The 18072-nt window shown below is 72.3% G+C and carries 15 protein-coding genes; 8 read left to right on the forward strand and 7 right to left on the reverse strand.

Annotated elements, in window-relative coordinates:
- Positions 1–298 precede the first annotated feature (298 nt).
- Together ACIBD9_RS03375 and ACIBD9_RS03380 are read left to right on the forward strand one after the other, a co-directional pair.
- Positions 299–2743, forward strand: coding sequence for an immune inhibitor A domain-containing protein (locus ACIBD9_RS03375; RefSeq protein ID WP_396714429.1), 2445 nt, complete (start codon positions 299–301; stop codon positions 2741–2743).
- A 168-nt stretch (positions 2744–2911) separates the two neighbouring features.
- Positions 2912–3844, forward strand: a complete 933-nt coding sequence (locus ACIBD9_RS03380) for an alpha/beta fold hydrolase (RefSeq protein WP_396714110.1) — start codon at positions 2912–2914, stop codon at positions 3842–3844.
- Positions 3845–3848: 4 nt separating this feature from the next.
- On the opposite strand, the gene ACIBD9_RS03385 is transcribed toward ACIBD9_RS03380, so the two are convergent.
- Both ACIBD9_RS03385 and ACIBD9_RS03390 read right to left on the reverse strand, forming a co-directional pair.
- Positions 3849–4214: a hypothetical protein gene (locus ACIBD9_RS03385; RefSeq protein WP_030486287.1), complete on the reverse strand. Its 366-nt coding sequence runs from the start codon at positions 4212–4214 to the stop codon at positions 3849–3851.
- The gene (locus ACIBD9_RS03390; RefSeq protein ID WP_396714112.1) at positions 4211–7078 is read right to left on the reverse strand and encodes an SseB family protein; all 2868 of its coding nucleotides are present in this window, start codon (positions 7076–7078) and stop codon (positions 4211–4213) included. Before ACIBD9_RS03390 ends, ACIBD9_RS03385 begins: the two co-directional genes overlap by 4 nt.
- Before the next feature lie 152 nt (positions 7079–7230).
- Between ACIBD9_RS03390 and mycP the strand changes: the two genes are divergently transcribed.
- Positions 7231–8454 carry a type VII secretion-associated serine protease mycosin gene (gene mycP / locus ACIBD9_RS03395; RefSeq protein ID WP_396714114.1) on the forward strand — a complete coding sequence of 408 codons (1224 nt, stop codon included), beginning with the start codon at positions 7231–7233 and terminating at the stop codon, positions 8452–8454.
- A 169-nt stretch (positions 8455–8623) separates the two neighbouring features.
- Here mycP and ACIBD9_RS03400 read toward each other — a convergent pair whose 3' ends face one another.
- Together ACIBD9_RS03400 and ACIBD9_RS03405 are read right to left on the reverse strand one after the other, a co-directional pair.
- Positions 8624–8917 (reverse strand): WXG100 family type VII secretion target, encoded by a 294-nt coding sequence (locus ACIBD9_RS03400; protein WP_112585712.1) that lies wholly within the window; start codon positions 8915–8917, stop codon positions 8624–8626.
- Positions 8918–8938: 21 nt separating this feature from the next.
- Positions 8939–9259 (reverse strand): WXG100 family type VII secretion target, encoded by a 321-nt coding sequence (locus tag ACIBD9_RS03405; protein ID WP_030334170.1) that lies wholly within the window; start codon positions 9257–9259, stop codon positions 8939–8941.
- A 202-nt stretch (positions 9260–9461) separates the two neighbouring features.
- On the opposite strand from ACIBD9_RS03405, the gene eccE reads away from it, so the two are divergent.
- From eccE to rarD, 4 genes are all read left to right on the forward strand, one after another.
- Positions 9462–11510: a type VII secretion protein EccE gene (gene eccE / locus ACIBD9_RS03410; RefSeq protein WP_396714117.1), complete on the forward strand. Its 2049-nt coding sequence runs from the start codon at positions 9462–9464 to the stop codon at positions 11508–11510.
- Between the two features lie 61 nt (positions 11511–11571).
- Entirely contained in the window at positions 11572–11958 is a 387-nt protein-coding gene (locus ACIBD9_RS03415) for a phage holin family protein (RefSeq protein WP_091395522.1), read from the forward strand.
- Between the two features lie 128 nt (positions 11959–12086).
- Positions 12087–12584 carry a GNAT family N-acetyltransferase gene (locus ACIBD9_RS03420; RefSeq protein WP_396714119.1) on the forward strand — a complete coding sequence of 166 codons (498 nt, stop codon included), beginning with the start codon at positions 12087–12089 and terminating at the stop codon, positions 12582–12584.
- Positions 12581–13519 carry an EamA family transporter RarD gene (gene rarD / locus ACIBD9_RS03425; protein ID WP_396714121.1) on the forward strand — a complete coding sequence of 313 codons (939 nt, stop codon included), beginning with the start codon at positions 12581–12583 and terminating at the stop codon, positions 13517–13519. Before ACIBD9_RS03420 ends, rarD begins: the two co-directional genes overlap by 4 nt.
- A gap of 67 nt (positions 13520–13586) precedes the next feature.
- Here the strand turns inward: rarD and ACIBD9_RS03430 are convergent, their stop codons facing one another.
- Both ACIBD9_RS03430 and ACIBD9_RS03435 read right to left on the reverse strand, forming a co-directional pair.
- Positions 13587–14303 (reverse strand): anti-sigma factor family protein, encoded by a 717-nt coding sequence (locus ACIBD9_RS03430; RefSeq protein WP_396714123.1) that lies wholly within the window; start codon positions 14301–14303, stop codon positions 13587–13589.
- Positions 14300–14815 carry a sigma-70 family RNA polymerase sigma factor gene (locus ACIBD9_RS03435; RefSeq protein WP_328655430.1) on the reverse strand — a complete coding sequence of 172 codons (516 nt, stop codon included), beginning with the start codon at positions 14813–14815 and terminating at the stop codon, positions 14300–14302. The genes ACIBD9_RS03430 and ACIBD9_RS03435 overlap by 4 nt, the downstream gene beginning before the upstream one ends.
- Before the next feature lie 227 nt (positions 14816–15042).
- Here ACIBD9_RS03435 and ACIBD9_RS03440 point away from each other — a divergent pair, with 227 nt between their 5' ends.
- The gene (locus tag ACIBD9_RS03440; RefSeq protein WP_396714125.1) at positions 15043–17169 is read left to right on the forward strand and encodes a PhoX family protein; all 2127 of its coding nucleotides are present in this window, start codon (positions 15043–15045) and stop codon (positions 17167–17169) included.
- A gap of 102 nt (positions 17170–17271) precedes the next feature.
- Here ACIBD9_RS03440 and ACIBD9_RS03445 read toward each other — a convergent pair whose 3' ends face one another.
- Entirely contained in the window at positions 17272–18054 is a 783-nt protein-coding gene (locus ACIBD9_RS03445; protein ID WP_396714127.1) for an IclR family transcriptional regulator, read from the reverse strand.
- Positions 18055–18072: the final 18 nt, after the last annotated feature.

An 18072-nucleotide genomic window follows, 5' to 3' on the forward strand; every position in this document is an offset into this window, starting at 1 on the left:
GACTCGGAGGGCCGACATCTGCCCTCGCGCCGCTTCCGGTGCTTGATCGACACCCAACCCCGCGCCTGGAATCGGGAGCGGTGCACCCAGCTCACACTGCCTGGCGACAACCTGGGGTGTGACGGCAGAAACCATTCCCAACAAAATCTTGCAACAAATCGACGCGTTCGTCTTCCCACCCGTCCCGCCAGTAACTATGTTCACCAATGGTCCCACTAGTGGGATCGATCTCCCACCGGCCCGTACCCCCGTTGGGCCGGTTCCCTCACACCGGAGGTACCACGTGCGCAAAGTCGCAGTGGGTCTGCTCGGGCTCTCACTGACGGCGACGGGCCTGGCTTTCGGCCCGTCCGCCTCGGCGGCGCCTCAGCCCAAACTGCCGGCAGCAGCACCGGCCGCTGCCGAACCACAGGCGCTGAAGGATGAGCTCCCCGACAAGCTCGAGGACAAGCGCCGCGCGCTGCGCGAGCAGGGGCTCAGCGACGTGCTGAGTGGGCGTAGCAAGCCGATCGAGCGCAACGGAAGCACGGTTGTCAAGGTTGGCGAGACGAGCGGGTCGGGCTTCGGCGCCCGCTCCGCCGCTGGCGCGAAAAAGACCAAGGATCAGTACATCGAGCTCAAGCGTGAGCGGACCGACAAGATCTTCGTGATCCTGGCCGAGTTCGGGGACGAGCGGCACCCGTCCTACCCGGACAAGGACATGAACCCGGACATCGCCGGGCCGACGACGTTCGAGGGACCGCTGCACAACAAGATCCCCGAGCCCAACCGGGCCGTGGACAACTCCACCATCTGGCAGCCGGACTTCAGCCCGGAGCACTTCCGCCAGGTCTACTTCGGCACCAACCCGGGCGACGAGTCGCTCAAGCAGTACTACGAGGCACAGTCCTCGGGTCGCTACACCGTCGACGGTGAGGTGACCGACTGGGTCAAGGTCAAGTACAACGAGGCCCGCTACGGTCGCTCCGACGACCCGATCCCGGACCCGAAGCCCGGCCAGAAGCCGGACCCGCGGGACGATCTGGCCGTCTGCCCCGACAACGTCTGCTCGAACACCTGGGCGCTGGTCCGCGACGCCGCCAACCAGTGGGTCGCCGACCAGAAGGCCAAGGGCCGGACGGACGCGCAGATCGCCGAGGAGATGCGGTCCTTCGACCAGTGGGACCGGTTCGACTACGACGGTGACGGCGACTTCAACGAGTCGGACGGTTACATCGACCACTTCCAGATCGTCCACTCCGGCGGCGACCAGGCCGACGGTGACCCGCAGCAGGGTGAGGACGCCATCTGGAGCCACCGCTGGTCGGCCTACAACAGCTCGCCCGTCGGCCCGCCGAACCTTCCGATCGGCGGCACCCAGATCGGCAACACCGGCGTCTGGATCCGCGACTACACGATCCAGCCGGAAAACGGTGGCCGCAGCGTCTTCTACCACGAGTACGGCCACGACCTGGGCCTGCCGGACGACTACGGCCCGGCGGACAACAACAACGAGCACTGGACCCTGATGGCCCAGAGCCGGCTCGCCGCCAAGAACGACGTCGGCATCGGCGACCGGGGCGGCGACCTCGGCGCGTGGAACAAGCTCCAGCTCGGTTGGCTCGACTACGAGGTCATCGTGGCGGGTCAGAAGCGCACGCTGGAACTCGGCCCGCAGGAGTACAACTCCGACAAGGCGCAGGCCGCGGTGGTCGTGCTGCCCCAGCGGGAGTACACCTTCGACTACGGCGCGCCGATCGAGGGCTCGAAGCAGTACTTCTCCGGTAACGAGGACAATCTCGACAGCACCATGACGAGGACGTTCGACCTCACCGGGAAGTCTTCGGCGGCACTGTCGCTGAAGGGCAAGTACAGCATCGAGGCCGGTTACGACTACCTCTACTTCGAGGCGTCCACCGACGGCGGCGTGACCTGGACCGACCTGGACGGCACTGTCAACGGTTCGCCGATCGGAGAGGACGGCAATGGCCGCCCGGCCCTCTCCGGCAGCAGCGAGGGCGCCTGGACGGACATCAACATCCCGCTGACCTCGGTCGCCGGGAAGGTGGCGCAGGTCCGCCTGCACTACGTCACCGACCTCGGCGTCTCCGAGGGCGGCTTCTTCGCCGACGCGATCACCGTGACCGCCGACGGCCAGACCGTGTTCAGCGACGGCGCCGAGACCGACGCCGGCTGGGCGTTGGAGGACTTCCAGGTGGTCGGGGCGACCTACACCCGGCTGTTCGACAACTACTACATCGCCGGCAACCGGTCGTACGTCTCGTACGACAAGTACCTGAAGACCGGCCCGTACTTCTTCGGCTACGCGAACACCCGCCCGGACTGGGTGGACCACTACGCGTACCAGGAGGGCCTGCTCATCTCGTACTGGAACACCCGCTGGTCGGACAACAACACCGCCCCGGCGTCGGAGTCCAACCCGGGTGGTCACCCGGGTGAGGGCCGCAACCTGTACATCGACGCGCACCCGCGCCCGATCTACAACCTCACGGGGGCTCCGTGGCGGGCCCGCGTCCAGGTGTACGACGCACCGTTCAGCCTGAAGAAGGCCGACTCGTTCACGCTGCACCTCAACAGCCAGCCGCAGTACATCCGTGGCCAGGCCGCTGAGCCGCTGTTCGACGACACCAAGAAGTACTTCTACGAGGAGCTGCCGAACCACGGCGTCAAGCTCCCCGCAGCCGGTGTCAAGATCAAGGTTGTGGAGCAGGACGGCACCTCGATGAAGATCCGGGTCAGCTGACCACTGATCCCGCACCAACCAGCGACGCCCGGGCAGGTTCATCTGCCCGGGCGTCGCCCCTTTGTCGAGCCAGCTCCCCTGGCCCCGGTACGGGACAACCCGGGGCTTTCCCCTGTTCAACGCGACCACCGGGGCCACCTGCGGCAACCGGGTCCTAGGCTGTCTGCCATGACCGACCAGCGCGACGGAGCCGTCGACGAGTCCCGTGTCCTCACCGAGGGGCCGTGGACACACCGTTTCGTCGGCGCCAACGGCAGCCGGTTCCACGTGGTCGAGGCCGGCACCGGACCGATGGTGCTCTTCCTGCACGGCTTCCCGGAGCACTGGTGGGCCTGGCACCAGATGCTGCCGGCGGTCGCCGACGCCGGCTTCCGGGCGGTCGCCGTCGACCTGCGCGGCTACGGCGCCAGCGACAAACCACCCCGGGGGTACGACGGCTACACCCTCGCCGCCGACATCGCCGGGCTGATCCGCGCGCTCGGCGAACGATCCACGACGATCGTCGGCAGCGGCCTCGGTGGCATGGTGGCCTGGACGGTGGCCTCGTTCCACCCGTCGCTGGTCCGCCGGCTCGTCGTGCTGGGGGCACCGCACCCGCTGCGACTGCGCGCCGCCATCTTCGCCGACCCGCGCGGGCAGTTCACCGCCTCCACCCCGGCGCTGAAGTTCCAGCTACCCCGCTACGAGCACGTGCTGACCCGCGATGGCGCGGCGGCCGTCGGCGACATCATGCGCCGCTGGGGCGGCCCACAGTGGGTGGCCGGGCCGGACTTCGAGGCGTACGCCGAGCGGTGCCGGGAGGCGATGTGCATCCCGCAGGCCGCGTTCTGCGCGCTGGAGGGGTACCGCTGGGCGTTCCGCTCGCTGCTGCGGCTGCACGGCTACCGGTTCGTGCGCCTGATGCAGAAGCCGCTGTCCACTCCGACCCTGCAACTGCACGGCGCCCTGGACACCGCCTCCCTGCCCCGCACCGCTCTGGGCTCCGGCCGGTACGTCGTCGCCCCGTACGAGTGGCGACTGCTCGACGGGGTGGGGCACTTCCCGCACCTGGAGGCACCGGAGCTGGTGCTCGGCGAGATCCTGCGGTGGGCGAAGACCTGATCGGTCAGACCCGCTGCTCCCGCAGGTCGGTGACCTCCGCGGCCGGCGCCCAACCCTGGTAGACGCCGAAGTCGAAGACCTCCAGCCGCATCGCCTCGGCCACCGGCCAGCGACCACCCGTGTACTCCACCCGCAGCCAGGCGTCGTGCTCACCGAGCACGATGAACGGCTGCCCCTGCCAGGTGCAGGTGGTCCGCACGTACGCCAGGTCCTCGATCTCGCTCGCCGGCAGCACCCGGACGTAACGGCCTGCGCGGACCTCCTCGAAGCCCTCGCCCGGTTCGGGCTGGTAGAGGCGGATGTCGTCGCCGTCGGGGCTGGCCTGGTATTCCCGGCCCTGCCAACGGGCCACGTAACCGTCGCGCATCACGCCTCCCCGACGCGTCGCCAGGTGACCGAGTCGGTGTCCAGTTCCGCGACCACCCGCTCGGTGCCGTCCGCGCCGATCCGCCAGAGTTGGGCCCCGTGCGGCAGGCGGGCGCTGTCCACCTTGAACTCCGCCACCACGTCGCTGCTCTCGCCCGGGGCGAAGCCGTTGCCCCGGAACGGCGGGCGTTCGATGACCCAGCCCTCCATGGCCCGCATCGCCGGCTCGTTCTGACCGCCGTACGGGATGCGGTAGAGGCTCGGCCGGTGCGCCGGCCAGCGCAACACGTAGATCTCCTCGGCGTCCGGGGCGAACGGCGACCCGGGGTAGCTGAGGCCGAGCGCCTCGTGCAGCTGGGCCGGTGTGGTCAGGTGGGACAGCTCACCGGCCCGGTGCACGAACCCGGACACCCGGTCGTACCCACGATCCAGGTAGTACGCGAGCTGGCTGGGCGCGATGGCCTTCTGCATGACCGTCGGCCGGGTCGGGTCGACCGCCGCGGGGGCGTACCGGGGGCGGGCGGCGGGTTCGGCCACGGCCGGCGCCTCCACCTGGTCCACTTCCAGGTCGTCGCCGAGCCCCACCTCGGCGGCCCAGTTGGCCAACGCGACGATCTGCTCGCCGGGCAACTTGGCGCCGACCGGGGTGCCCGGGTTGACGGCGAACGACCAGTCCTCGTCGGGCCAGCGCCGGATCAGTTGGGCGAACTTCACCCGGACCGTGTCGACGTCGCTCCCGACATGGTCGGCGAGGCGCTCCGCCGACGTGTAGACCACCACGTACGTCTCGCCGTCGAGCTGCCCCGTACGCCAGACGAAGCCGGGGTCCCCGGGGCGGCTTCCCGGCACCGACTCCGGTGCCGCCGGCAGCAGCACACGGGCCAGCAGCAGAGTGGACAGGAACGTGTCGGTGCTGCCGGAGCCGGCGGCGTTGAGCAGGTCCTCCTCGACCGTGTTGGCCGGTTCGAACTCGATCGGCGGCGGCTCGTCGGCCGGCGGGTGCGGACCGTCGCCCGCGATCAGGCTCTCGTCGCCGGCCCGGTCGGTACCGGTCAGGCCGGCCAACGAACCAGCACTGTCGGCGCGGCCGTCACTGAGCAGGGCGTCGACGTGGTTGTCGATACCGGGGTCGCCCAGGCCACTGCCGGCAGCGCCGGCCTCTGCCGGAACCACGGGGTGCGGGACGGACGGGCTCGGAGCGGGCTGACCGGGGCTGAACGACGCGGGCCCGGATGGGCTGGGACCGAAAGACGACGGACCGAACAGGCCCGGGTCGGAGGGCGTCGAACCGAACGGCGGCGGCGCGGCCTCGGCGGGGCTGGGACTGGGCGACGAAGGACCGAACAGGCCCGGACCGGGGGCCGCCGAGCCGAACGGTGGTGGGGTGGCCTCGGTGGAGCTGGGCCGGCGGGGCGCCTCGACCGGCGCGCTGCTCTCGACCGGGTCGGTGAGGTCGCGGGACTCGATGATGGTGCCCTCGATGACGATGGGCGTGAAGCCGCGGCGCGGCGCGGGCGGCCCGGAGACCGGTTCCGCGACGGACGCCGGCAGATCCTCCGCCGGCGCGAACCGGCCCGGCCGGTCCCGGGGGATCGCCTGCGTCTCCTCCGCCGACGGACCGGGCCGCCCAGGTGCGCCGGCCAGTGGAGGCTCACCGGTCACCCGGAACGCGCGGGTGGGCTCCTCGGCCAGCGGGTTGTGCCGACGCGGCGGCAGCGGCTGGGTGATCTCCTCGTCGGAGGGCGGTGCGCCCACCCCACGGGACGCGCCGAGGCCGTCTGCCGGCCGGCGCGTCGGCTGGGTGACTGCCGGGTCCGCCGCCATCGGAAAGGCCCGCGTCGCGGCGTCGTCGGCCGGCGCATCGGCTGGGCGGCGGCGGGGGAAGGGCTGACTGCCTCGCCCGAACCGGGTTGGCGGGGCCGCCCGGTCACCGGGACGACCCCCGCTCGGGGCCGGGTCGCGAGTCGGGCTGGGGTCGAAGAACGAACGCCGAGGTGTCGCCTGGGGGCCACCGTTGCCGTTGCCCGAGGCGGGGCCGTCGACGTCGCCCGGCCGGGTCGCTGCCGGCCAGCCCATACTCGGCCCGGGCTGGTCGGTGGTGGGGCCGGCGGTCGCCAACGGGGTGAACCGGGACGGCCGGCCGGTGCGGGGCAGGGCTCCGGTGCCCGGCGCGGGCCGGGGCGGCTCGCTCGGGTGCCGCTGACCGGCGGCGGGCAGACCCTCCTCGCCCGATCGGCGCGGTGGCTCAGCGGGGACGGGTGGCCGGGGCGCCGGGCCCGGCACCGACGGGGCGCCCATCCGGGGTGCCCTTCGGGGCGCGAGCGGAGCAGCCGGGCCCGACTCGGGCCCGGACGGTGCCGCCCCCGTCGCCGGACGTGATCCGGCGGCCGGCGCGGAGTCCCGAGCTGGCATGCCGGGCCGGGTGCGGGCCAACGTCTCGGCCCGCTCCAGGCGAGCGCGGGCACCCATGGCACGGCCGGGCAGTCGCACGTCGCCGCGGGACAGCTGCGACACGAACCAGGCCGGCAGGTAACCCTCGACCGGCAGACCCGGGTTGACGGCGAGCCACCACTCGTGGTTGGGCCAACTGGCCGCGAGATCGGCGAAGGGGATGCGTCGGTTGTTGCCGGCGTGGTCGCCGAGGCAGGCCCGCAGCGCGGCGGCGGAGGTGAAGGCCAGGACGTGGGTCCGACCGCCGGTGGTCCAGGTGCCCCATCCGGCGGGTGGCTGGCCGGGTTGCGCCGGCGCCGAGACCGGTAGCAGCACGTCGGTGCGGGACAGAAGCCGGAAGTAGAGCTCCTGGTCGTTGGCGCGCAGCGCGTCGCGCATCGCCACCTCGGCCTCCGTGGCCGGCTCCCATTCGGTCACGGCCACCTCCCCTTCCGAGAACAGGCCACAGGTATCGCGTACAACCTACAAGGTGGTACCAAGATCACAATGGCTGGCCGGCGGCGGCCTGCCAGGGCGCGGAGGAGGCGATAACATCCCGTTCCGGAGCCGACACGATACGGAGGGTGTCGATGTCCCGATCGATCACGCGCCCGGTCCTCGCAGGTCTGGCCGCCAGCCTGTTGACCGTACCGGCCCTTCCGACCGTCGCCGTCACCGCCGGGCTCCGGGCGGCACCGGCCTGTGCGACCCCACTCGCCCCCGTCCGGCCGGTCGCGGCCACGCCCTGGCCACAGCAACGGTACGACCCGGCGCGGCTCGCGCCGCTGGCCACCGGCCTGGGGGTGACCGTCGCGGTGGTCGACTCCGGGGTCGACCGGGTGCATCCGCAGTTGGCTGGGCGGGTGCTGGCCGGCGCCGACCTGCTCGACCCCGGCGGGGACGGCGGTCGGGACTGCGCCGGGCACGGCACCGGTGTGGCGAGCATCATCGCCGCGGCACCCCGGCCCGACGTCGCCTTCCGTGGCCTGGCACCGGCTGCCCGAATCCTGCCGGTGCGGGTGAGTGAGCAGCAGGTGGTGCAGGGCCGGGAGTCGGGGCGGACGGTCAGCGCCGACGAGTTCGCCCGGGCCATCCGGTGGGCCGTCGACCATGACGCCGACGTGGTGAACCTGTCCGTGGTGCTGTACGCCGACGACCCGGAGGTGCGTTCGGCCGTGCGGTACGCGGTCGACCGGAACGTGGTGCTGGTGGCCGCCGCCGGCAACCTGCACGACAGCGGGGACCCGCGACCGTTCCCCGCCGGCTACGACGGGGTGCTCGGCGTGGGCGCGATCGGGGCGGACGGCGGGCGGGCGGCCTTCTCGCAGACCGGCCCGTACGTCGACCTGGTGGCGCCGGGCAGCGAGGTGCTGACCGCCGCACCCGGTGCCGGCCATCATCGGGTCGAAGGCACCAGTTACGCGGCGCCCTTCGTGGCCGCCACCGCCGCGTTGCTGCGGGAGTACCGGCCGGAGCTCACCGCCGCCCAGGTGGCGGAGCGGATCATCGCCACCGCCGATCCAGCTCCGGGGGTGGGCCACGGCGGCGGGTACGGCGCCGGGGTGCTGAACCCCTACCGGGCGGTCACCGAGACCAGCGGCGGCCGTGCGGCCGGTGCGCGGCCGGTCGCCGCGCTCGCCGACGACCGGGCCGATCCGGCGCAGCTCGCCCGCCAGGCCCGTCGGGCCGCCGCGCGGGACCGAGCCCTGCTGCTCGGCGCGGTGGCCGGCCTGACAGCGGTCACCGTGGCGCTGCTCGCCCTGGTGGTGCCCCGGGGCGCCCGCCGCCGTTGGCGCCCGGCCGGCCCCGCCTGAACCCGCCCGCGCACGGGACGAACCCGCCGGTGCACGGTCCGAGCCCGCCCGCGCGCTATCCGAACCCGCCCGCGCACGGCCTGAACCCGCCCGCGCACAGCCCTGACCTCCGACCGGCTGTGGGCGGGGCGCTGGCCCGGACACGGTCAGCGCTCCCGGCCCACATCGCTCACTGGAACAGCCCGGTGTTCTTCTTCTCGGTGTCCAGGTAGTCGGTGGCGGAGTCGTTCACCGCCAACCTGATGTCCCGCAGCATCCCCTGCAGGTCCTGCGAGGCTGAGCGCCACCGCGCCTGCCGCTGCTCGTAGGCCTGCCGCGCCTCGCCCGTCCAGCTCGCCACCAGCGGGGCGGCGTCGCGTTCGAGTTGGCCGAGTTGCGCGTCGAGGGTGTTCAACGCCTTCTGAATGTCAGCGCCGGCCTGCTGCAGCGCGGCGAAGTTGACGACCAGCACACCATGGTCCATCGGATTCCCTCCCCAGCGGGATCAGAGCGGCAGCTGGATGCCGCCGCGGTTGGTGCCGGCCACACGGCTGGCCACCTCGTCGTCGGACACGTCGTACTGCCGACCGGCGGTGCGGATCGCACCGGCGGTCTCGCGCAGCGCGCGGTGCAGCGCGGCCTGGTCCTGGGACCACTGCTGCTTGACCTGCTCGAATGACCGGCCACCAGCGCCACGCCAGGCCTGCTGCAGCACCTCCAACTCGGCCAGCAGGCCGGTCAGCATGGACTGCAACGACTGGTCAACCTGCTCGAACTTCGCGGCCGTCTGCTGCATCACCGCGGCTTCTGCCTTGGTTTGGGACACCTGGACGTCACCTCGTCTCTCGGATCGCACCTGGCCGTCGACGCGCCCACCCTGGCCGACGCGTCGTCGCTTGGCCCGGTCGTCGAGCACTGAGACACGGGTCAGCGAAGGACTTCGTGGCTGACGGTAGCGACCTCGTAGCCGTTCTGCTACCCCACCGGCTTCCCCTGTGGACAACCGGGGCGGCCATCGGTCGCTTACGATGTGCCGCAGCCACGTCGCGGCGCGTGACGGGCCGCCGCAGGGCGGCCGGCCGCCCGACCCGGTCCCCACTGGTCGAGGAGGCACGGTGCCGGCGATCACCACCGGAGGCCCGCACCCACCGACCCCGGTCGGGTCCGAGACCGGCGCCTCCGCACGGGCGGTCGGGCCGGGCCGCCCCACCGACCACGGCCCGGGGTCGGCCGATCAGCGCGCCCCCCGTCGCCGATCGCCGGTCGACCGCTGGGTCGCACTCGGCCGTCGGGTGCGCGCCGGAACGCGAGCCGGCCAACTGGTCACCGCACAGGTCGCGGCGGCGCTCGTCCTCGTCGCTCTCGGCCGACCCGCACCGGTCGTCGCGGTGGCCCTACTGGCGGCCGCGCTACTGGTGGTGGCCGCTTGGGCGCCGCTTCGGGGGCGCTGGCTCTTCGAGTGGCTGGGCACCGCCATCGGGCACCTCACCCGCCGGCGGGCGCTGACCGGGCCGGCCGGAGCGGCCGAACTGCTCGACCTGGTCGCACCGGGCACCGTCGTCCGCTCGACCGAGTTGACCGGCGGGCCGGCGGCCGTCCTGGAGGACACCACCGGCATGGTCGCGCTCCTGGAGCTCGGTGACCCCGGCGACCTGCTGGGTGACGCGTCCCAGGCGATCCCCACCCCGGCCGCGTTGCTCCCCCCGGCCGGGCCGGACCAGCCCCCGCTGCTGGTCCAACTGCTGCTCGCCGGTGCACCGGCGCCGGTGCCGAGCGCCGGTGGCACGGTCGGCACCTCCTACCGGCAGCTCACCGACGGGCGGCTCGCCGGGCGCGAACGGGCGGTGGTGGCGGTCCGGGTGCTGCGGGTGCACGGTTGGTCCGAGGAGGACCTGCGCCGCGTCCTCGCCGGCACGGTCCGCCGGATCGTCCGCCGGCTCGGGCCGTTGGCCGCGCGGCCACTCGGGGTGCCCGCGGCGCTGCGGGTCCTGGGCGAGCTGGCCCACCACGACGGCGAACCGGTCCGGGAGTCCTGGCCGGCCATCCGGTCCGGCACCCTGGTCCAGGCCACCTTCCGACTGATCCAGTGGCCCGACACGGGCGGTACGGCCGGGCGCCGGCTGGTGCCCCGCCTGCTCGCGCTGCCGGCGACGGCGACGACGGTGTCGATGTGCTCAGGTCCGGCACCGACGATGACGGCCTCGTCGGGTCCGCCGACGCCCGCCGGCGTGCCGACCGAGCTGACCGTACGCCTGGCCGCCGGGACGGCGACCGAGTTGGCGGCGGCCACCGAGGCGCTGATCCGCCTGGTGACCGACCTGGGCGGAAAGCTGCGCCGGCTCGACGGCGCCCACCTGATCGGGCTGGCCGCCACGCTGCCGTTGGCGCTCACGGCGCCCGGGGCGCAGCCCCGCCCACCGGCGTTCGGGGCGCAGCCCGGCCCAGCGCCGGACGACTGGGCGTTGTCGCTGGGCGACGCGGGGCTGATGGTCGGCACCAACCGGCACGGCCGGGCCGTCACCGTGCGACTGTTCCGGCCGGAGAGCACCCGCGTGCTGCTGGTCGGCGGGGTGCGCGCAGCCCAGCTGGTGGCCCTGCGCGCGCTGGCACTCGGTGCCCTGGTGGTGGTGCAGACCGTCCGGCCGCGCGCCTGGGAGCCGTTCGTCCGGGGGGTCGGCGCGCCGGGCGGCACGATCCCGTTGCTCCCGCCCGGTCGGGCGGTCGCCGACGGGGTGGGCACCGCGCTGCGTCCGCTGCTGCTGATCGTCGACGCCGGGCCGGTGGCGGCCGAGGCCGCGCCGGGCCCGCCGTGGCGGGCCACCCTGGTGGTACGCGACGAGCTCACCCCGGCCGATGTGGACTCGTTGAGCCGCGCCGACCTGGCGTTGCTCCAGCCACTGACCTCCGCCGAGGCCACCCTCGCCGGGGCGGCGCTGGGGTTGGGCGGCTCGGCCGAGTGGCTGACCCGGATCCGGGAGGACATGGTGGCCGTGGTCAACCGCAGGGCGCTGCGCTGGGCGCTGCTCTCCCCCACTCCGATCGAGGCGCAACTGATCGGGCCGCCCACGCGCGGCTGATCCTCCGGGTTGGTCAGCTGGCGGGTTACGCCGGTGCGGTGTCCGTGGCACGATCCCCGCCATGGGTTTTCTGAAAGGTCTGCTGATTCGGCTGGCCAGCACAGCTCTAGCTTTCTGGCTGGCCACGCTCCTCATCCCGGGCATCTCCCTGGATTCGAACTCGGCCACCGAGACGGTGACCACGCTGCTCCTGGTGGCGGTGATCTTCGGCGTGGTCAACGCGGTTCTCCAGCCGATCATCAAGACCGTCGGCTGTGGCTTCTACCTGCTGACCCTCGGTCTCATCGCCCTCGTGGTGAACGGGCTGCTGTTCCTGCTCACCAGCTGGATCGCCGACCAGGCCGGTCTACCGTTCTCGGTGGACGGTTTCTGGCCGGCAGCCGTGCTCGGCGCCCTCTTCGTGAGCATCGTGACCTGGATCCTCGGCGCCGTCCTCGACCGGGACTGACCGGCGACCAGCCAGCACCGACCCGGCCCGCCCGGGGCTCCGACCTCGGCCGGGGCTCCGGCGGGCCGATGACCAGAGTTCGGGAATTGGCCGGCCGGAGTGCCCACCTCGACGGTTAGCGTCGCGGCATGTTCTCGCTCACCTACCCCGACGGCCACCTGCTCAGCACCGATCCGGCGCGGATCGACCTGGACCTGGTGCACCACTGGTTGTCCACCGACGCGTACTGGGCGCTCGGACGGGACCGGGAGACCACCGAGCGGGCGTTCGCCGGCTCACTGCCGTTCGGCATCTACCGGCCGGAGGACGGCCGCCAGGTGGCGGTGGCCCGGGTCGTCACGGACCGCGTCACCTTCGCCTGGCTCTGCGACGTGTACGTCGACCGCGCCGCCCGGGGTCGCGGGCTGGGCGGATGGCTGGCCGGCGGGGTCCGCGACCACCTGGCCGAGCTGGGCGTACGCCGGATCCTGCTCTGCACCAACGACGCGCACCAGGTGTACTCGCGGGTGGGCTTCACCCCGCTGGACGTGCCGCAGCGGTGGATGCAGCTCGACCGGCGACCCCCGGTGACCCCGATCACCGGAAAGGAACAAAGCAGCGCTACGCCCCTTACGGTGGAGGCGTGACGCCACTCCGTCTGGGATACCTCTACGGCCTCGGCGCGTACCTGCTCTGGGGTTTCTTTCCGCTCTACCTGAAACTGCTGCGGCCCGCCGGCCCGCTGGAGATCCTGGCCCACCGGATCGTCTGGTCGGTGGTCTTCGTGGCCCTGCTGCTGGCGGCGCTACGCAACATCGGCTTCCTGCGGGCGCTGCTGCGCCGCCCCTGGGCGGTGGCGGGGATCGTCGCCGCCGCCGCGCTGATCGCGGTCAACTGGGGCACCTACATCTACGGGGTCAACTCCGACCGGGTGGTGGAGACCGCGCTCGGCTACTTCATCAACCCGCTGGTCGTGGTGCTGCTCGGAGTGACGGTGCTGCGGGAGCGGCTACGCCCGGCGCAGTGGGTGGCGTTGGGGATCGGCGCGTCGGCGGTCGCGGTGCTCACCGTGGACTACGGCCGGCTGCCCTGGCTGGCGTTGACCCTGGCGTTCAGCTTCGCCGGCTACGGCCTGGTCAAGAAGCGGCTCGGGTTGCCCGCGGCGGAGGGGCTCTTCGTCGAGTCGGCGGTGCTGGCGTTGCCGGCTCTGGGCTACCTGGCCTGGCTGACGGCGAAGGCCGACCTGACCTTCGGGCACGTCTCGGCCGGACACACCGCGCTGCTGGTGCTGGCCGGCGCGGCCACGGCGATCCCGCTGCTGCTGTTCGCCGGCGCGGCCAACCGACTGCCCCTGAGCAGCCTCGGCATGATCCAGTACCTGGCACCGATCCTTCAGCTCGGCTGCGGTGTGCTGATCTTCCACGAGCCGATGCCGCCGGCCCGCCTGGCCGGCTTCGCGCTGGTCTGGCTGGCCCTGATCGTCTTCACCGCCGACGCCGTCCACACCTCCCGCCGCAACCGTGGCCGCACCCAACCCCCACCCACGGTCGATCAAGGAGTTGTGGTGCCCGCCCAGCACTAGTTTGGGCGATTTGCCACCCGCCACAACTCCTTGATCGACGCGCATGGGCGGGGCGGGCGAGGGCTGGCTAGGGGACGGCGTAGGTGAGCAGGGGGGTGCCGTCGGCCTTCTGCAGCTCCACGCTGACCAGTTCGGCGTCGGTGAACCTCGTCGCGCCAGTGAAGCTGAGGTCGTCGCCGGGGGCCGCCAGCCAGGAGCCGATCTGCTCGCTGGCACCGTTCGGGCCGCGCGCCACCAGCCGGAACGGGTACGCCTTGCCGTAGCTCGTCCGGGCGTCGTACCCGCAGCGCATGGTCACCTCGGTGCCCCACTTGGTGCCGGTGAGCCCGAGGTCGGCGTGCACCGGCCCGGCGGCGGCCACCGGTCGCATGGCGACCATCGACACCTGCGGGGCCGGCGTGCCCTGTGCACCGGGCGGCCCGGAGGGGCTGACCGGTCGGGGCAGTACCACGGCCGTGCCCACCCCCACCAGCAGCGCCAGCCCGGCGGCGGCCAGTGTGGTCAGTGCGTAGCGTCGCCGATCCGCGGCGCGCTCCCGACGACGGCGCTGGCGGGCCTCGTCGAGCAGCGCGGGCACCCGGGGCGGGGCCGGCGGCGGCAGGATCTGCTCCAACCCCGCCGGGTCTAGGCGTCCGAGCAACCCGGGCAGGACGGCGATCTCGGCGACCGCCTCCCGACACGAGGCGCAGCCGCCGAGGTGCCGCTCGTAGGCCGCCCGTTCGGCGGGGGCCAGGGCACCCAGCACGTACGCGCCGTCGTCGTACGCGAACTCGCACCGGGTCATCCCGTCACCCCCATCTCGGCCAGGACCAACCGTAGAGACCGCAGCGCGTAGTGGGTGCGGGATTTCACGGTCCCTGGCGGTACGCCCAGGCGGGACGCCGCCTCGGCCACCGACCGCCCCTGGTAGAAGCACTCGACCAGCACTTCCCGGTGGGTCGGGCTGAGCCGGTTCAGCGCCTCGGCGACGGTCCACGCCTCCACCGCCCGTTCGGCCTCGTCGATCACCTCGGGCGGTTCGGGCAGATCGTCGGTGAACACCTCGCCGACCCGGGTGGATCGCCGCCGCCAGGCGTCGATGGCCAGGTTGCGGGCGGTGGTGAACAGCCAGGACCGCACCGATCCGCGCGTCGGGTCGAGTGACTCCGGATGTCGCCAGGCCCGCAGCAGCGTCTCCTGCACCAGGTCCTCGGCCCGCTGCCGGTCCCCGTTGACCAGCCGCAGGGCATGGGCGTACAGCGCCTCCGCGTGCTCGTCGTGCAGCGCGCGCAGCAGTTGGGCGTCGTGGTCGCTGATGGCGGTCTCCTCGCTTCCGGCGCGCGTCCGGCGGTGCGTTCGCTCGGGAATACGTGCGGTCACGCCGATCGGTTCAGCCCGAGGTCAGACCGGTTGTCTGGCGGATGCCATCCACGAAGGTGTTCATGCCGGGTTCACATCGTGGCCGACGAGCGCTCACCACGTCCTCCTAGCGTCCGGCTGGTACGCCGCCTGTCGTGCCACCGACTTCTCTGGAGGCCTCTCCCATGAGCGACCGTCCCCGGCTGCTCCCCCTGTTGACCGGCAACCGCCATGGCACCCGTGACGCCATGACCTGTCTGTACCGGTGCGGAAACGCCTGTGACCACCCGGTCCCGAACATCTCCGACAACGCGTACTTCGGTGACGTGGTGAACGCCGAGGTGTCGCGGCGTGGCGTGGTCCGGGCCGGCGCGGTCGGCGCGCTGGTGCTCGGTTTCGGCGGCACGGCGGCCGGTGCGCTCGCCGGTGCGACCCCGGCCATGGCGGCACCGACCACCCCGGACGTCCCGGAGGCCTTCGGTTTCGGTCGTCCTGGCACCGGAGTCGGCAGCGGCGCGCTGACCTTCAAGCCGATCCCACCGAACAAGCTGGACACCCTGGTCGTGCCGAACGGCTACGACCACGCCGTGGTGATCAAGTGGGGCGACCCGGTGCTGCCGGGCGCGCCGGAGTTCGACCTGCACCACCAGACCGCCGCCGCGCAGTCCAAGCAGTTCGGTTACAACAACGACTTCGTGGGTGTGCTGCCGCTGGACAAGCAGGGCAAGCGGGCGCTGCTGGTGGTCAACCACGAGTACACCAACGAGGACCTGATGTTCCCGGGCTTCCCCGGCCTGGACGGGCTCTCCGTGGAGCAGCTGCGCACCGCCATGGCCGCGCACGGCATGTCCGTGGTGGAGCTTGAGCGGGTCGCCGGCACCGGGCAGTGGAAGCCGGTCGACAAGGGTCCGCGGCCGTACAACCGGCGGGTCACCGCGTTGGGCACCAAGTTCGACCTGACCGGCCCGGCCGCCGGCTCGGCCTGGCTGAAGACCGCCGCCGACCCCAAGGGCCGCACGGTCGTCGGCACGCTGAACAACTGCGCCGGTGGCGTGACCCCGTGGGGCACGGTGCTCTCCGGCGAGGAGAACTTCAACCAGTACTTCGTCGGCGCCGACGCCGCACCGGCCGAGCTGAAGCCGAAGCTGGACCGCTACGGCATCAGCACCGCCAGCCGCTACCCCAGCGGCAGCCGCAAGTGGGAGCGCGCGGACGAGCGCTTCGACCTGGCGAAGCACCCCAACGAGGCACACCGGTTCGGTTGGGTCGTCGAGATCGACCCGTTCGACCCGGAGAGCCGCCCGCGCAAGCACACCGCGATGGGCCGGTTCAAGCACGAGGGCGCCAACGTGATCGTCGCGAAGGACGGCCACGTGGTCGCGTACATGGGCGACGACGAGCGGTTCGACTACCTCTACAAGTTCGTCTCGGACAAGAAGTTCATGAAGGGCAACTCCTGGGCTGCCCGCAAGCACAACCTGACGCTGCTGGAGTCCGGCACGCTCTACGTGGCGAAGCTCGACCAGACCAGCGCCGCCGAGATCGACGGCTCGGGCAAGCTCCCCACCGACGGCGCGTTCAACGGCCGGGGTCGTTGGATCAAGCTGGTCAGCGGCAACCGGTCGTTCGTCGACGGGATGACCGCCGCGGACGTGCTCACCTTCACCCGGCTCGCCGGTGACAAGGTCGGCGCGACCAAGATGGACCGCCCCGAGGACGTCGAGCCGAGCCTGCTCACCGGCAAGGTGTACGTGGCCCTGACCAACAACACCAACCGGGGCGTCGGTAGCAACCCGAAGGCGGACGAGGCCAACCCGCGCAACGCCAACAAGCACGGGCAGATCCTGGAGCTGGTCGAGGACCGCAACGACAACACCTCGGAGACCTTCGCCTGGTCGCTGCCGATCGTCTGCGGTGACCCGACCGACCCGTCGACCTTCTTCGCCGGGTACGACAAGAGCAAGGTCTCCCCGATCTCCTGCCCGGACAACGTCGCCTTCGACGCCACCGGCAACCTCTGGATCTCCACCGACGGCAACGCGCTGGGCAGCAACGACGGCCTGTTCGCCACCGCCGTGGAGGGTCCGGAACGGGGTCACCTCAAGCAGTTCCTGACCGTGCCGCTCGGCGCGGAGACCTGCGGCCCGTTCATCACCGGCGACAACCGCTCGGTCTTCGTCGCGGTGCAGCACCCGGGCGAGATCACCGGCGCCTCGGTGGAGAACCCGGCCTCGAACTGGCCGGACGGTGACTACGCCAAGCCGGGCGTGGTGGTCACCTGGCGCCTCGACGGCGGCCCGGTGGGCAGCTGACGCCGTTCCCGCGGCCGAGAGGCCGCTGACGTTGCTCCGGCGGTTCGGCGCTGGACCGCCCCGAGAGGCCCTCTCCCAGCCCGGGAGAGGGCCTCTCGGCGGTCAGTTGTCGGCGGCTATGCCGTCGGCCACGCTGCGGGCCACGGTGAGCAGCTTGGCGCGTACCACCCGGGCGGAGGTCATCATCTCGCTGGCCGGCAACGCGCAGGCCAGCACGACGCGGCGTTCCATGTCCTTGTCCGGAGCGACGAGCACCGCGGCGCAGGCCACCCCCTGCCGGAACTGCCCCATCTCCAGTTGCATGCCGCGCCGGTCGCCGGCGGCCAGGTCGGCCTCGAAACTCTCGGTGGTGGTCAGCGTGGCGGTGGTGAACGGGCGCATGCCGTACTCACGCAGATAGCGGTTGCGCTGGTCGGTCGTGAGGGTGGCGAGCAGCGACTTGCCGAGAGCTGTCGCGTGCGCCCCCTCGTCGAAGCCGGGGACCAGGTCCTCCAGGTAGGGCGAGCGGTGCCCCTCGGCGACCGCGGTGATTGCCACCTGGCCGCCGACGAACCGACCGAGGTAGTGGCTGTAGCCGGTGTCCAGGGCGGCCCGCCGCAGCGTCTCACCGACCGCCGGCGGGCCCCGGAACGCCGTCACCAGCTCCCGGTACCGGTCGGCCACCTCCAACCCCACGATGTACGTGCCGTCCTCGCGACGGATCACGTAGCCCTCGTAGGCGAGGGTGCGGACCAGGTGGTAGGTGGTGGCCACGGTCAGCTCGCAGCGCCGGGCGATCTGCTTGACGGTCAGGCCCTTCGGGGCGCGACCGACCGACTCCAGCACCCGTAGCGCTCGGGACACGCTGCGAATCAGGTCCGAAGGTTCTGCCAAGGGGTCGCGCACAACCACCTCCGCCGCCGG

This window comes from Micromonospora sp. NPDC050784 (assembly GCF_044456765.1).
GTDB lineage: Bacteria > Actinomycetota > Actinomycetes > Mycobacteriales > Micromonosporaceae > Micromonospora > Micromonospora foliorum.